This is a genomic window from Planococcus sp. BI3, from assembly GCF_056680115.1.
Genome location: NZ_CM155266.1, coordinates 3591024 through 3606821 on the forward strand (window position 1 = coordinate 3591024; position 15798 = coordinate 3606821).

The following is a 15798-nucleotide window of genomic DNA, read 5'->3' on the forward strand; positions in this document are numbered from 1 at the left end:
GAAAATTGGGTGAAGTGGAAACTATGGGAGAAGACCAAATTGCTCTTAAGAAAGAAAGTACTATAAAAGCACTTAACGACATAAAAAAGTTCAGTGATGACGAAGGATTCCTTCCTCTGTCAGAAAAACTAGAAATCTTGTCTGTTGATCTGTCAGATAACCTAATGATCATGGTCAGTGGCGAATTCAATGCAGGAAAGTCAACGTTTATTAATGCCTTACTAGGTGAAAAAGTTCTTACTACAGACATTACCCCAGCAACTGCGATAATTACTAAATTGACATATGGTGAGAAAAGAAAAGTTATTGCTCATTTTATTGATGGAACGGTGAAAACTTACGAACTGTCATGGCTAGAACAGCTGACGGCAGAGCGAAAAGGTGTAGGAGAAAATCTAAGAAGCTTACTTTCGTATATAGAATATCAGCTGCCGTCTAAACTTCTGAAATCCTATACTTTAATTGATAGTCCAGGACTTACCGCTCTACATGAGCACCATTCAAAAGTGACAGAAAGTTTTATGGAAAGAGCAGATATCGGAATTTGGTTGTTCAACTCCTTAAGTGTGGGAACTGCTTCAGAAGTTAAATGGTTAAAAAAGATGAATATGTTAAACATTCCGACCTATGGGGTAGTGAATGCGATTGATCGAATTGAAGATGAGGATTTAGAGTCATTTTTGGAATTTAACAAAAGGAGATTGTTTCCATTAGTCAAAGAGTTATATGGAGTATCTGCAAGGGATATATTAAACGGGAAACTAAATAATGATGCAGAATCTATTGAATGGGGAAATGGGCAAGCAATTGAAGAATTGTTTAGAAAGTTTTCGCCAATTGAATTAAACAAAATGGACAGTTTTTATAAAAAAATGCTGAACTCACTAAAAGAATTTAATAAACTTTTAGAAGAGCGGAAAAAGTCTTTTGATTTTATGCCGAGTGTTCAGGAATTAAAGACTTTTGAAGTTAATACTTTTAAGGAATTTAAAGCTAAAAGTTCTGCTTTGTTGGCGTTGCAACTAGAAGCAGAATTTGCTTACCAAGATTGGGAAACTTTTATTCACACAGGTGAAGGAAACGAGCAGTTCCCAGAGCTGTTGATAGAAAAATTGGATAACAATATTTATTTTACAAAGAATGAGTTAGCAAATTTAAAAGTAGAGATAGAGAAATATACTGAAATACATAATGCACTTAAAAAGAAACTTAATGAGATCCAAGTAGTTTCTGCTACTTTGGGCTCGAAGTGGAAGAGAGCCAAAAGAAATCCGTTTTTCGGTATACGAAAAAAACTTATTTTAGAAGATGAGAAAGCGCATAATTTCGAAATAGAAAGTTGGAACAAAAAAATTCGGAATTATAATAGGGAAGTTAAGGAGCTCGAGGAATTAATTAGTATTTTCAATACCAATGCCAAAACAGCAGTAAATACTGAACTTCAAATACTCTATAAAAAATATAATGAAAAGAATGAAGAGTTTGAAGAATTCTTGAAGACTACAAAAAAACAATTTGGTAATGTAAGTGAAAAAAGACTTTTTGCTTTTGATCAACATATCAATACTTATAATTCTACTCAAGCTAGTCTATTCAAAAATCTTAAGGCAAGGTTACCTATTCTGCATAATTTACAATCATATGAAAAAGTAGAAGAAGAAATAATTTCCTATGTGAAACTATACTCTAATTTCGATTACAGAAAATTTGCAGGAGATTATTATGAGTTGAATTCCTATAAAAAAATAGAAATCCCAACAAGATTACAATCATCGTTCAAGCCATTGCAAAGAAAAGTGGCTAATCAGTTACCTTTTAAAGAATTACCTTTATCTAAACTTGTTCCGAGAAGTGAAAAAAAGAAAGATGAGAAATCTTTTGCTTATCCTTTTACAGTATTTGGGTTGAGTGCCGCGGCTTTAATTTTTCTTATAACGTTTTTGAGTGATTCTCCAAATCATGAGCAAGTGGATGGTTATTCTGACCCTATGATGGAAATTGCAACTACTTTCGAAGAAGAGATGAATGATATGTATAGTTCAGAAAGTGGAAATGAAGCCGTAGAGGCTGCTTCCGAAGAACAGGAAGACTATTTGGAAATCGAAATTGACGAATATACCATTGAGTCATTTTTAAGTAGTTATAGAGCAGATTATGAAGACGCATTGAACTACAAAGATGCCACTAACATTTCAGCTTATTTTACAGCTGAGTCAGAGATTTACATAGAAATAGTTGATTTTATTGACTCCATAAAAGAATCCGGGTTTACGTACGAATTTTTGGAAGGGAACATTATCTCATTTGATAAAGAAACTATCGATACTTATAGTGTGATTATTAAAGAAAGCTTTTCTCAATATAGTGAGAACGGTGCAGAGTCGTATAATGAACGAACTAAAAAGTATAATTTGAATACAGCAAATCCTGATAATATCATCATCAATAATATAGAAATATTAGATAAGGAAGTTGAAGTGATTGCTAATCCAGCAGTAAGTGAAGAAGCTATTAGAGCTTTTTTTGCAAACTACAGAGAAGCCTATGAAAATGCATTGAATATGGAGGAATTTTCATATGTTGCTCCCTATTATGTTGCCTATTCAAATGTATCAGATGAAATTGAAGCATTTATGAATTCAATTAAAGGAGAAGGACTGGACTATGATTTCTCAACAAATCAAATCCTTTCAATTTCAAAATTGAATATGAATCAATACAGTATAGAAACAGAAGAAGCCTTTTCTCTATACGGAGAGAATGGGGAAGAGTCTTATAATGAGCGTATTAAGGAATATGATATAACAGTGGCAGGTGATGATACCTTCATAATAGAAGAAATTCGGGAAATAAATAAGGTCAATACGATAATCAGTGAAGGAATAGATGAGGCTGACGAGAAAACTGTAGGTTTAGTATCTTCCAGTGATATTGAAAATATGATGAGAAGATACTACTCCGATTTTGAACTTGCTTTCAATGAATATGGCTTCTCCTATGTTGAAGAGTATTACGCTATCGATGGAGAAGAATATGAAGCTACACAAGAGTATATTTCTAATGCAATAAATAAAAATATGATAATGACAAATCAATACTTAAGTATTTATAAAATAGAAAAATATGATGATAACCACTATATAGCTACATTAGATTTTGAAGATCAGTACTTATATGAAGAGGGGAATGGCGATTTGAAAGAAGTACGAGCTGAATATTTAATCGAAGTGACTACATCTGGTGAGATGAAAATTGTCCAGTTACTGGACTTAACAATTTTAAGCAATCAAGAGTTTTAATGAAAACTAAGTTAGATCAATATCAAAAAACTCATTATTAACGAAGCAATTAACCGAGCTTCAAAATAAGTAGAAACAATTTATTGCAGAAAAAAAGAGATTAGAATTTATAGAAAATGAAGGTTAAGCAAGGGGAGCAGATTATGGGTATATCATTAGAAGAATATAAGAAAAATCGTACGGTCTTAATAGATCAATTAGACAAATATACAGAAATCCTCTCTGAAATTGGCAATGCAGATGAATACATTAAAGTAATGGATTATAAAAACGGAGTTTTAACCAATAATTTTCAGTTGGTTGTGGTAGGTGAGTTTTCAAGAGGGAAATCAACTTTTATCAATGCTCTTCTTGGTGAAAAGATACTACCTTCATCAGCTAAGCCAACAACGACGATTTTAAATAGAATTGTCTACAATGAAGATTCCCAAATTAAACTCCATTTCCATAATGAAAAAAAGCCGGCACAAATCATTTCTGATTCGGAATTTACGACATTAGTTGCTCCAATGGAACCGATTCATGGAGACATAGAGTCTGAAAAAGAATATGAATTGAAGGTAGGACATTTAAAGTCAATTCAGTACGCGGAAATCGGAAGAAATTTAGCACTTTGTAGAAGTGGCGTTGAAATTATAGATACGCCAGGAACGAATGACCTGGATCCCGTTAGAGAACAAATTACAAATACAATTATTCCGAAATCGGACGCAGCAATTCTGCTGTTAAGTGCAATAAAAATCCTTTCTGAATCGGAATTGAGCCTCTTGCGTGATAGATTATTGGCCAACGATATTCAAAAAATCTTTATTGTGGTTAATTTCAAAGATCAGTTGGAAAATAAAGCTGATGAAAAAAAGGTGAAAGACTTTGCTTATGAGCATTTAAAAGAAATTCTTAATGACCCAAAAATATATATGGTATCAGCAAAACATGCTCTTAATACCCGCAGAAAAGAGAATGGGGAGGATATTAAAACTTCCCGTGGTAGACCTATAAGTATCTGGGATTTTAAAGATACGGGATTTGTGGAATTGGAGAGAAGTTTGGAAGAATTTCTACAATATGAACGAGGTGCCATTAAATTATTAAAACCCATTCAGCGGTCATTAGACAGTATTGAAGACATAGTCAGTAAGCATATTGAATTTGAAAAAAAAGCGTTGAATGTAAAAGTAGTGAACTTAAAAGAGAAAGTGAATGCTTTCCGTCCGAAAGTCCGGCAAACGGAAAAAAGTGGAGTAGAAACCTTGAAAAAAATCTCAATGGAGATAAAAAAAGAGGAAGATGGTTTCAACAATTGGTATTTGCGGGAACTTGAGAAAATTACTCAAAAGGCGATGGACACGTTTGATCAACACAAACATTTAGATACTACTGATATCAGTAGTCGGATAGAAGTAGCAATTGCTTCAATGGAAAAAAAGATTTTCGAGGATAAAAAGAAAAAAATAATGGATATTGCTACGAATTGTGTGAAAAAAGGAACGAAAGATTTCAGTGATCAATGGGGAATATTAAAAAGTGATTTATTTGATTTAACTGAACCGCAGAGTGATGAAAGCCTTCAATCGGTAGTTTACAAAGAAAAATCTGCTGGATCGAATATTTTCGATGAAATTTATGGTGAGTTGGGTGAAGCCTGGACTAATAGCAATAGTGTCCTAAGCCAAGTAGGAATAGGCATTGGATTCGTAGCAAATACGTTGGCTTATGGAATCACTTCGCTGTTTAGATGGGGATGGGCAGCCTGGACTGGAAATGACGAGAAAACAAAATTCCGAGCTGATTTATCTGCTCAGTTCAACTTATCCAACAAACAAAAGGTGAGTTCAGCAAAACGGGAGTATGAGAGTATAAGCCAAGGAATTCAGAAACAGTACAAAGTAATTGTTAAACAACAGGTAAAGCAAGTGGAACTGCAACTTGATCAACTCTTAGAAACAACAGGTTTAGAAGAGAGCGAAATTAAAAAGAGATTAGAAACGTTGAAATGGAGAGAAAGAAGGCTCGAGAATATATTTTCAGCTATCCAATCGTTGAATAATAAAGTACAAGCACAGTCCAAAGAGAAAGTGGGGGTGTCCTAATGAATTACGTTGAGGAAAAGAGACGAATCGATCAAATAGTAAAAGAGACAATACAACATTTAAAAGTTGCTTTACCCGGAAGTTCTCAACTTAAACAGTTGATGGAACTAGCTGAAGATATAGCAGATGATTATTATACAATTATGGTTGTCGGAGAATTCAAGCATGGGAAATCGACTTTTGTTAATGCCCTATTAGGCCAAGATGTTATGCCACGAGGTGTTACTCCTACTACTGCGACTATAAATACCGTTTTTCATGGCAATCAGCCAGAAGTCCATGTGCTGAAAGAAAATGGATCAGTGGAAAAATACGATTCGATTGATATCTTAAATAAGTTTACTGCAGCACAAGATTTTAACTCAGATGAAATTAAATATATAAAACTATTCATGGAATCAGAAATTTTGAAAAACCGTGTTGTATTGATCGATACACCAGGGGTCAATGACTTGAGTGACCAGCGTACAGAAGTCACGCATCAATTTCTTCCCCGAGCGGATGTTGTGATTTTTATGTGTTCACTAACTTCGCCTATAAAGTATTCAGAGCAAGTTTTCATCGAAGAGCAGTTGTTAAAAGACGGTATTGATCGAACAATGTTTGCTGCGAATTTTGCTGATTCTATTGATGAAGAAGAAATTGAAGATGTTATCGAGTTTGTCGAAAGACGTCTAGAAAATATTGTAGGCAAGCAGTTGGCAAAAGTATATCGTGTTTCAGCAAAAGAAGCGCTTATTGGCAGATTGCAAAATGATGAGGAAATGCTTCAGTATTCGGGTTTGATTGAAATAGAACAAGAGATTTATCGAAGAATTGAATCGGGCTCTAGAAGCCAAGAGAAAATTGTGAGGTTTGAAGAACGATTAGATGAAGTATTTGAAGTTATCGAACGTGAAATTGAAACAGCAAAATTAGCATCCTCTAAGACAATAGAGCAATTGGATGAAGAGATGAAAGCGGTGGACAGATGGTTCGTCGGCATAGAAAACCAGAAAGCGGATTTACAGAATTATTTACTTGAACGGGAAGAAGAAATCAACTTTTTAGTTGGAAAATCATTGAGCCATTTTGGGGATAAGCTAGTTGAGGATATTGATAATCAAATTTTTCTTTTTAATGGTGCCGATATTAAAGGGCTCGTGGAGAAACAGATTCCTTATACAACCCGTAGCCAATTTACGAAATGGATCGATCAATATGAACCGAATATTCAACAGCTTCTTTTTAAATTAGAAAAAGAAGTATCAAATGGCCTTTCCCGTTCTTTCCAAAAACAGGTGAAGGTTCAGGCGCATCAAGGGGAATCTTTGCAGTATCAAGCTGAAGCACCGATTTTAAATACTAAGAGCGGAAATGCAAATGTTAAGGCGGGTATTCTGTTCGGTGGTGTAGGTTCAGTTGCCCTAGTATTAGGAGCGCCTTTCTTCTTGCCACTCGTTGCGATGGCTGGCCTGCCATTGATTCAGCAAAAAATTGCTGAGACGCAATTAGAAAGTATAAAACCAGATTTAATAAGAGAGACACATAAGCAACTAGATACTTTATTGAAAGATTTCGGTTTGCATCTGAAACGTTACATTAATAAGTCTATTGATGAAATAAAGAGTAATACACTCGAAGAATTCGTTCGTTTACTTCACTCTTACCAGATGATTCTTCAGCAAGAAGCTGCTAAACACGAACGTGAGGTAAATAGTATAGGGTCTCACCTAACGCTACTCAATGAATTAAATAAATGGATAGAAAATTACAAAAGGAGTGTTAGTGTACATGGATAATTGGACAAATGAATTTTCAGGAGCAGATACATCTAATGCGTTTGATAATGACTTCGGGGTAACAGGAGAGTTGGTAACTTCGGATCCTACACCAGTAGATTATATAGACACAACGTTTGGCCAGCACCAAGGACAGGAAATTTTTAATTTCAGTGATCCACTCAAACATGTTCACCGATTTGAATTTGAGCCCTTAAATCTGGATATGAACAATACACATTTTGTGCAGCCGCATTACGTAGATCCTTATATTCGCACTGACGGAACCCTCGTTGAGGGATACTATAGAGATGGCGATGGAAATCCCGATATAGATACACCCGGTAATCAAGGCGGAGGCTATACAAGGTCTAATCCTGATGGGAATCCTTTTAATAATCTAAAGTAGCAATAACTTTTTTGTAATATCATGCTATTTAGTATGAAGGGCATGAACCATGTTTCTTTTGGTCCGTATTTTCTTATATAGAGAGTCGAATAGTTGAAAGAGGTGGCTGTGGTGTCAAAATGTCAGGATTGCCAACAGAACGAAGTGTTGTCCATTTTGGTGAAGAAACGCTCTGCCTGAACCGTTATAATGGGCGGATGGCCAAGCAGTTCGGGGTTGCAGCAACCAGCTATCCGGAAGGCGTCGCCATTCGTGACGGGTTAGGAGAAACCCATCATTTTCAATTGCGTAAACGCCAGGATCCAATCAACATTTTCATGGAAGCGGAAGAACTATAATCCTCGGGATATCACTTTAAGGCGCAAGGAGATTTATACTGCGACCAGGGGAGGCTGCTTTTGGATTTGATTGCGAAAGCCGAACGGGGAATGGCTGAACACTCTGTGGAGAGGCGAACGTTCCCCAATGGCCAATCGTATGATTCGCTCAAGAACAACCGGTTGGCTGGGAGGGTTGAATGGAATCCCGCAGATGAAGATGTGCCCTGAAAAATCGCGCCCCTGTGTCAGAGACATTTCAGTTTATACAAAAAAATTGCATGCCAAAAAATCCGCATTAAGGAACCCCATGAGTTTCTTAATGCGGATTTGTCATGTTTATGGGAAGTAATAAATAGTTATATCTGTTTTGAACGCAGGGCCATTTGGGGAATACTAGCAATTGGTGTCCTTTGAACACCTCGCATCCTACATCACCTGCGGCTGCATGTCCTCTAAAAAATCGCTCCTGTGTCAGAAAAAATCAGTTTATACATAACAATTGCAGTTTCTCTATATTTATTTAGAAATGTAAATAGTTATAATTATATCTAATACAAGGAGTATCTTGTTGGAGAACCGTAATAAACGTCAATTAACTTATATGATGAATTAGCAGGAATAAAAATATTTATTATTAGTACATTTCGTATCAAGCATAAAGTCTTTATCATTAAGTGAATTTCTAATTAGTTCTTTCTTATAAGGAATATGGAGCGTTGGAGTACTTTCCATACACTTTTGAAGAAAAGGGAAATTGTCCCACAATTTTTTTGTCTGGTGCTTGAACGTTTTCGTTGTACAATTTATAATATCGCTTTTTTCACTGAACTCTGGATAGATGATAACTATTGGAAGACCTAATATATTGACTCCATATTCAATTTCTTCTCGTAATGCTCGACTGTTTTTAGTCGAAGAACTTAAAAACAAGATTATATTCTTTGAATTTCTCAGCCTTTCACGCAATCGAGGCTTTAATGTTTTTTCCCAGTCACTACCGTCTCTCACGTTATAGTTTTTATTATGGGAGTCATCAAAGGGAAAACTACTATCTTTGCCCTTCCATGCTCTTAATAAGTTATAAGATGAAAAATCTTTTGTAGAAGACGCTCCGAGGTTGCTTTCACTGAAAGGTTCACTAACATAGAACGCTGAATAATTACCACTTCTATATGCCATCTTTTTCAATCTCCTTTAATTTATAAAAGTTTATTTGTTTATGTTGAGATTCATGAAGCAGGATAGTAACTTTAGAAGGCTCTCTAAATTTAACTTTACTAATTTTAAAAGTCCAAATCATTACTTCCAATAATTGATGAGCAGTAGCATCGAAATCTTTATGTCTTGTGATACCCGAACCTAGCAATGGAACAACGACTTCTTGTTGAGCATATAGGCTATTTACTTCATTCCAGAAATTCATTAAACAGTTAGCGTATTCGTATAGCTTTAAATTAGCTTGATTTTCATCATCAAATTTTGAAAACGCCACTAAGAAGAAGTCCATATCTTTATATATAGAGCCTAAACGATAGCGAGTTTCATTTCCTCCTAAAGGGCGTTCTACGTTTTTTTCAATTACTCTAGACCCCATACGAGGATCTTGTATGATTTTCTCATCTAAATCTGAAGTATCTGTATAAAACTTATTTAAATACTGTCCATTTAAAGATGAAGTAGATATTATTTTGTCATCTACCTTTGTATCGAAAAACTCATTAAATGCGATTACTTTAAATACGTTGCGGGGGACTGCGAAAATATCACCCTTCTTTATTTCAAATTCAGATCCATCAATGTTTAAATTGATCTCCTTCATTTTATAACTTCTAATTAAGTTGAATAGGATGTATAAGAAACTTAGAATCAAGAGGCCAATTAAAATAATGACTTTGTTGAAATTTTTATCGAATTCAATAAATGTAAGTAGGGTTGTGGCTATTCCGAATAATGCTCCAGGAAAAACCCATGAACTTTTCCAAAAATCCTTGTCTAGAAAGATTTCTTTTAATTTCCACATAATAGTCTCCAATAACATTATATTTAAGCTTTAAATATGCTAATCATTAATCTCTACTATTCTGAATAATAGTAATAAATCACCAGAAAAAAGGGAGGTTGCTCATAGTCAAGGATACCACTTTCTATATAATGTATCAAAAATTCCTCGATAAAATCGCTCCTCTGTGTCAGAGACAATTCAGTCTATGCACGACAATTGCATCCCCAAAAAGCCGCATCCAAGAACCCCAACAGTTTCAAGAAGCGGCTTTGGCATGTTTACAGTAGGTGCTAAATAGTCATAATTGTTTCGTACACAAGGAACATTTGGGGAATGATGGGAACCAATACCCTTTGAACACTGCGCATCCTACATCACCGGCGGCTCCGTATCCTCTACGTGTTTATCTTCTTCCGTGTTCTGCGCATAGGCCAGGCAATACATCCAATACGCCATGTTGTTCTTCTCGAACGGAGGAGGCAGTAAGAGTAAGCCCCGCAACAACTCCCGGTCCAAAAAGGCCGGGGCCGGAAGAGAATCATCCCAGTAAAGCGGAAACGAACTGTACGAATACTGCTCCAGGCGCTCGACCATCGGCTTTTTCGTCTGGATCGGATTGCGGTGGATGTAGCTGCTGACGGTTAGAAGTCCAAGACGGGAATCGACTTCCTTGGCGAAATAGCGCTTCTGGTAGATCCGGCCGATGTGGCCAGAGCGTTTGGCATAGGAGGCGCTATAGGGCTGGTTGACCAGCCCCATGATCTTATGCAACGGATCGCGTTCAGCTTTGATAAATATATGGTAGTGATTAGTCATGAAACAATAAGTCAACAGCTGGAACGGGTAATCAGCATGGACGTGCAGGAAGGCCCGCTCTAATTCGAACATGTCTTCCTTGGTTCCAAAAATCGATTGCCGATTGTTGCTGCGCATGATGACGTGGTAATAGGCATTCGGATTGAACGCACGTTTTCGGGTCATGGCTCACCTCATCAGCGAACTGTGAGTGCGTAAAGCGCTGATTTTCCACTCGAGCGCTTCTTCAACTGCCGCATCCATCACTCGTTCGTCGCCCGACAGATCGGAAATGGTCTGGGCCAGCCGCAGGATTTTCATCGTGGAGCGGCTGCTCAGTGTTCCTGGAAACTGACCGATTCGATCCGTGCCAGTTGTACAGACGTAAACTGCATCTTTTCCTCGAACAGCTTGATCGGCACGATGGCATTCGTGTAATTTGCGCCGCAGCGGTTTCGTTGAAGGATCCTTGCAGATGCCGTCAGCTTGCGCAGTTCTTCGGAAGTGACCGCGGTCGGTTGTGCCAGGACGCCCTGATTTTTCATCTCCAGCACAAAATCCACCCGGTCGATGATGGGGCCGGTGATTTTCTGCATGTACTTCAAGCGGGCTTTGTCGCCACAGGTGCAATACTTCTCGTGGGAGCCGCAATAGCCGCGTGGACACGGGTTGGTCGCAGCGATCAAGTTGATGGCGGCGGGGAACTGATCAGACCCTTCGACACGGATGACCACAGCAAAACCGCTTTCGAGCGGCTGGCGCAAGGTATCAATGACACGCCGCGGAAAATGGCCAAGTTCATCGAGAAATAAGACCCCGCGATTTCGTAGAGAATTTCGGGTTGCAATAGAGTGAGGTCGTCGTCAAAAAGAGAAGTTTTCCCGCCGAGGTGGGAAAGCAGTGAGGGCATGTCCGGCATGCGGATCAATTGGACATCCGCAGCTTGCGCAAACAGGGAGATTTCGATGGGTGGAATGTAGATGTGTTTGAAGCCCAGCAAGATCGCTTGGTGGATGGTGGGGATCATGCTGTGGAAGGTCGTCAGTTCGCCCGACAAGGTCAACGCCGCGATAAAGCAGGTGTGCTCTGGGATCTCAATCGGCTTTTTCTCCATGGCCTGCAACACTGCCAAGAGCATCGCCGCATCATAGGACGTGCCTTGCTTTTTCACATCGGCGGGGGATAGGTGGATGGTGATTTTCTTCATGTCGATGTCTTTTTTCAATGCGTGCAGGCAATTCAAAATCCGTTCTTTCGACTCTTTGATCGACGCATCCGGCAAGCCGATGATGACGCATTGTTCTTTGTCTTCCCGCACGGTCGCCTCGACGCGGATCACTTGTCCGGAGAGGCCGCTCATGCCGACACTGTAGATGTAACTGGATATACAAATCCCTCTTTTCTATCTAGTTTGGCTGTACCTTTTCATTGTAAGGGAAGTGCTTTTTATTGCATGAATATTTAATTAATTTAAAAGAGGAATAGAAGTTGCTTCAGCATATTCGTTAATTCCTGGAGAGACAATCCCATCAACTTTTAGACATTATGAAATAGCATTAACAGGATGGTGTGGAATACCAAATCGTGAATGTAAGTGTGAAAACAGGAGATTATCATGGGCAAAGGTTCATGCTCGATGAGTAGAGGCCAAAAAAGCCGCATTCCGAAACCATTGGGGTTTCTGGATGCGGTTTTTTGCATGGTTTAAGGCATGCAAATTAGTCCTGCCTGTTTCATTCAACAAGCGGCATGGCTTGCTCCTGCAGCTTCAGTCTATTTTTATACGTGGCTAAAAGCCGGAAAAGAGAGCAGCGTAAAACTTGGAACAGGTTACTTGATAGATTTCATCTAGTGTTCAGCGTATTTAACTGTGATGAATAGACCTTAGTGGTCCTATAGTATCTTTAAAGGGTATATTTGATGGTTAATAGTGTTCTGATAAATTCTAGTATTTTACATATTGATGAAATAGTGTTATTATCAAAAGTAATGTGAAATAAAGGATTGCTTTTATATGTAAGCTCAATCAGCCACTTTGTTTCGCCCGCTGCCAAGGGCTGGCACCGAACTAGCGTGCCGGCGAGAAACTTGGGTTTATTGAGCTGGCTATCGAGTTTGCATTAAAAAGGCCGGAATTGCGTGGGGAAATTTTGGAACTGTTTAAAAAGAAGCTTGATGAAACATACATAATGAACGAATGGGACAGCTTTAAAGAGATGTATTACTAAAGAGCAGGGAGAAAATCAATATGAAAAATGACATAGCAATGCCTTTGAAAAAAGTGAAGAAATTAATTGAAAAAGTGTCGGGATATAAAATTACGGTGTCAAAACCAAATTCGAAATTGCCGCTGAAACCAAAGTCAACGACAGCGCTCAAAAAGAAAATGGACAAAGTCGGCTTGGCTTATGAAGGTGTTTTTTCTGAAGCGGATCTGCAGTCGGAAGAAAAAAGACTGGCGATCCACCAAATCGTAAAAAAACACAGCACGAATAAAGCATTCAAGCGGACCGTAGATTACACCGGCTACTTTGAAAAAATGGACGTGGATTCTTCGGTCATCTTGTACGAAAGCTTCCATGGCAAGAACATCAGCTGCAATCCCTACGCTATTTTTAAGAACCTGGTGAAAAATCCGGAATTCGCGGCGTACCGGCATGTATGGGCATTGAATGATCGGGCTGATTGCCCGGAGTGGATTGCGCATTTGCCGAATGTGGAACTGGTCTCCATCTCCAGTGATGAGTACTTGCAATACTTGGCATCTGCCAAATACTTGATAAATAACACCTCGTTTCCGCCGTACTTCATCAAAAAAGACGAACAGGTCTATGTGAACACATGGCACGGAACACCTTTGAAAACGCTTGGCAAGGACATGAATGGCACGTTGGGGCAACATAAGAACCTGATGAAGAATTTCCTGCAATCCGACTTTATCCTGGCGCCAAACCGATTTACTGCAGACAAAATCGTGGATTCACATGATCTTAGAGGGATTTATGCCGGGAAAATTGCAGAGACCGGCTACCCCCGCATTGATGCGGTAAAGGAAAACCACGATCACTTAAAGGAATTATTGAATTGCGACAGCACAAAGCAAGTGCTTTTGTATGCACCGACGTGGAGAGGGGAAGTGGGCAAGGTCAATTCTGAAATTGACCGGTTCATCGCCGATGCCCAGCAGCTGGAGAAAATGGTCGGGGATCGCTACACGGTTTTATTGAAAGTACATAGCTTGATGAAAAAACAGATACAAGAGAAGAACCTGAAGTTGAATGTCGTGTCTGATTCGATCGATACGAACGAACTGCTGAGCATCACCGATCTTCTGCTGACCGATTATTCCAGTATTTTCTTCGATTTCATGGTAACCGAAAAGCCCATCATCTTTTATGCGTACGACCGCTTTGCGTACGAAATGGACCGGGGATTCTATTTGAACCTTGAAGACATGCCGGGGGCAATCTGCGCAGATATCGGCCAGGTGACCGAAGCAATCGGCCGTGCACAAAATTATCAGGATGATTATGGGATGGAAATCCAGGCAGTCCGCGAGAACTTTGTTTCATTGGAAGACGGTTTCAGTACGCAGCGCGTGATAGATGCGGTCTTCCACAATGATGAGCGGCATACGTATTCCGTGTTGGATGATAAAACGAATATCCTGATTTACAGCGGTGGATTCATGAACAACGGGGTGACCAGTTCCGTCATCAATCTGATGAACAACATCGATTATTCCCGGTACAATGTCGTGATTGCCGATAAAAGCAATTTCGATGAAGAAAGTGCCCGGAATCATATGAAATTGAATAAGCATGTGAAGAAATACTACCGTTCAGGAAGCATCAACTACAACCTGGATGAATTGTTGGAACAGGAACTCTTGTTCAAGAATGGTTCTGAAAAATTCTATCATCATGGACCTGAAAACTTTCTTGGTGAAAAAATACTGGCCATCTACAGACGCGAATATAAACGGATGTTCGGCCACAGCAAAATTGACGTCGTCATCGACTTCAGCGGCTATGTGAAGTTTTGGACGCTGCTTTTTGCCGCCAATGACTTCAACAAAAAGTTGATCTTTCAACATAACGAGATGATGGAAGAGTACGTCAAAGTCATTGCGGGCAAATACAAACACCAGCAAAACTTGAACATCATCTTCCCGGCTTACAATTACTTTGATGCCATCATTTCTGTGGCGAAGCACACCAGAAATACAAATCAGCAAAGACTGTCTCATTTGGTTGCCAACAGTGAAGAAAAAATGATTTATGTCCATAATTCCATCAATCATGAGCACGTTCTGCAGGCCATCCATGAAGTGGGGGCAGTCGACCCGGCACTTCCTGAATCGGCGGATGCGGCTGTTGGAATGGACCGAACGATGCGCCAGCCCGATGCGGAGCGATTCAGCTTTGTTACCATGGGGAGAATGTCCCCTGAAAAAGACCACCAGAAATTGATCAGCGCCTTTGCGCTTCTTCATGAGAAGAGGTCCGATGTTGAATTGTTCATTATCGGAACCGGGCAATTAAAAGAAGAGCTTGTGCAACAAATCGCGGCATGCGGCTTGGAAGACGCTGTCCACCTCGTCGGGCAGCTGGAAAATCCGTTTCCGCTGATCCAGGCGTGTGATTGTTTCGTCTTGCCTTCCAACCATGAAGGCCAGCCGATGGTGCTGTTGGAATGCCTGATCTTAAACAAACCGATCCTGGCCACCGATATTCCAGGAAACAGAAGCATCCTGGAAGACGGCTATGGAGAGATTGTCGAAAACTCGGTTACCGGCCTTTTTGTTGGCATGGACAAATTGCTGACAGAGCAGCCCGTTTTCAAAGTCTTTGATTACAAAACATACAATGAAGAAGCCATGAAAATGTTCTACCAGTCGATGGGCATACGCAGTAGCTTATTGACAGCGGTTGGCAGCTGAAACTAGATGGCCTTTTGGGAAATGAGTCCGGTCTGCTGCCGGACTTATTTTTTTATGGGGCAAATGATATGAGGAAAGATGCGGAAACACATGTTGAAAAGGCGGCCGTTAAGGTAAGGAGTCCGAATATGCGTGTTGGAAGTCCGAACACCCGGGTTGGAAAAGAAAACACCCGGGTAAG

At 39.2% G+C, this 15798-nt stretch carries 11 protein-coding genes and 1 pseudogene; 6 read left to right on the top strand and 6 right to left on the bottom strand.

Features of this window, described 5'->3' with window-relative positions:
* Positions 1-23: 23 nt before the first annotated feature.
* From AC1MEO_RS17785 to AC1MEO_RS17805, 5 genes and pseudogenes are all read left to right on the top strand, one after another.
* Positions 24-3299, top strand: a complete 3276-nt coding sequence (locus AC1MEO_RS17785) for a dynamin family protein (protein ID WP_480332980.1) — start codon at positions 24-26, stop codon at positions 3297-3299.
* Positions 3300-3442: 143 nt separating this feature from the next.
* Positions 3443-5389, top strand: coding sequence for a dynamin family protein (locus tag AC1MEO_RS17790; RefSeq protein WP_480332982.1), 1947 nt, complete (start codon positions 3443-3445; stop codon positions 5387-5389).
* Entirely contained in the window at positions 5389-7170 is a 1782-nt protein-coding gene (locus AC1MEO_RS17795; protein ID WP_480332984.1) for a dynamin family protein, read from the top strand. The genes AC1MEO_RS17790 and AC1MEO_RS17795 overlap by 1 nt, the downstream gene beginning before the upstream one ends.
* Positions 7163-7558, top strand: a complete 396-nt coding sequence (locus AC1MEO_RS17800) for a hypothetical protein (protein ID WP_480332986.1) — start codon at positions 7163-7165, stop codon at positions 7556-7558. Before AC1MEO_RS17795 ends, AC1MEO_RS17800 begins: the two co-directional genes overlap by 8 nt.
* Before the next feature lie 197 nt (positions 7559-7755).
* Positions 7756-8106, top strand: a pseudogene (locus tag AC1MEO_RS17805) (DUF7686 domain-containing protein).
* Between the two features lie 381 nt (positions 8107-8487).
* On the opposite strand, the gene AC1MEO_RS17810 reads toward AC1MEO_RS17805, so the two are convergent.
* The 6 genes from AC1MEO_RS17810 to AC1MEO_RS17835 all read right to left on the bottom strand — a co-directional run bounded on the left by AC1MEO_RS17810 (position 8488) and on the right by AC1MEO_RS17835 (position 12035).
* Entirely contained in the window at positions 8488-9057 is a 570-nt protein-coding gene (locus tag AC1MEO_RS17810; protein ID WP_480332988.1) for a TIR domain-containing protein, read from the bottom strand.
* Complete coding sequence (locus AC1MEO_RS17815; protein WP_480332990.1) at positions 9047-9898, bottom strand: macro domain-containing protein; 852 nt, start codon at positions 9896-9898, stop codon at positions 9047-9049. Before AC1MEO_RS17815 ends, AC1MEO_RS17810 begins: the two co-directional genes overlap by 11 nt.
* A gap of 351 nt (positions 9899-10249) precedes the next feature.
* Positions 10250-10861, bottom strand: a complete 612-nt coding sequence (locus AC1MEO_RS17820; RefSeq protein WP_480332992.1) for a transposase — start codon at positions 10859-10861, stop codon at positions 10250-10252.
* 3 nt (positions 10862-10864) lie between these two features.
* On the bottom strand, positions 10865-10996 hold the full coding sequence (locus AC1MEO_RS17825) for a magnesium chelatase subunit ChlI family protein (protein WP_480332994.1): 132 nt from the start codon (positions 10994-10996) through the stop codon (positions 10865-10867).
* Positions 10997-11010: 14 nt separating this feature from the next.
* Entirely contained in the window at positions 11011-11448 is a 438-nt protein-coding gene (locus AC1MEO_RS17830; protein ID WP_480336133.1) for an ATP-binding protein, read from the bottom strand.
* A complete protein-coding gene (locus AC1MEO_RS17835; protein ID WP_480332996.1) occupies positions 11358-12035 on the bottom strand; it encodes a magnesium chelatase domain-containing protein in 678 nt (225 codons plus the stop codon). Before AC1MEO_RS17835 ends, AC1MEO_RS17830 begins: the two co-directional genes overlap by 91 nt.
* Positions 12036-12923: 888 nt before the next feature.
* On the opposite strand from AC1MEO_RS17835, the gene AC1MEO_RS17840 reads away from it, so the two are divergent.
* The gene (locus AC1MEO_RS17840) at positions 12924-15617 is read left to right on the top strand and encodes a CDP-glycerol glycerophosphotransferase family protein (RefSeq protein ID WP_480332998.1); all 2694 of its coding nucleotides are present in this window, start codon (positions 12924-12926) and stop codon (positions 15615-15617) included.
* Positions 15618-15798: the final 181 nt, after the last annotated feature.

Bases quoted from the DNA above. Each gene is read 5' to 3' on its own strand.
- AC1MEO_RS17795 (WP_480332984.1), top strand. From the start codon at position 5,389: ATGAATTACGTTGAGGAAAAGAGACGAATCGATCAAATAGTAAAAGAG.
- AC1MEO_RS17825 (WP_480332994.1), bottom strand. From the start codon at position 10,996: ATGAAAATCCTGCGGCTGGCCCAGACCATTTCCGATCTGTCGGGCGAC.
- AC1MEO_RS17810 (WP_480332988.1), bottom strand. From the start codon at position 9,057: ATGGCATATAGAAGTGGTAATTATTCAGCGTTCTATGTTAGTGAACCT.
- AC1MEO_RS17815 (WP_480332990.1), bottom strand. From the start codon at position 9,898: ATGTGGAAATTAAAAGAAATCTTTCTAGACAAGGATTTTTGGAAAAGT.
- AC1MEO_RS17800 (WP_480332986.1), top strand. From the start codon at position 7,163: ATGGATAATTGGACAAATGAATTTTCAGGAGCAGATACATCTAATGCG.
- AC1MEO_RS17785 (WP_480332980.1), top strand. From the start codon at position 24: ATGGGAGAAGACCAAATTGCTCTTAAGAAAGAAAGTACTATAAAAGCA.
- AC1MEO_RS17790 (WP_480332982.1), top strand. From the start codon at position 3,443: ATGGGTATATCATTAGAAGAATATAAGAAAAATCGTACGGTCTTAATA.
- AC1MEO_RS17840 (WP_480332998.1), top strand. From the start codon at position 12,924: ATGAAAAATGACATAGCAATGCCTTTGAAAAAAGTGAAGAAATTAATT.
- AC1MEO_RS17835 (WP_480332996.1), bottom strand. From the start codon at position 12,035: ATGAGCGGCCTCTCCGGACAAGTGATCCGCGTCGAGGCGACCGTGCGG.
- AC1MEO_RS17820 (WP_480332992.1), bottom strand. From the start codon at position 10,861: ATGACCCGAAAACGTGCGTTCAATCCGAATGCCTATTACCACGTCATC.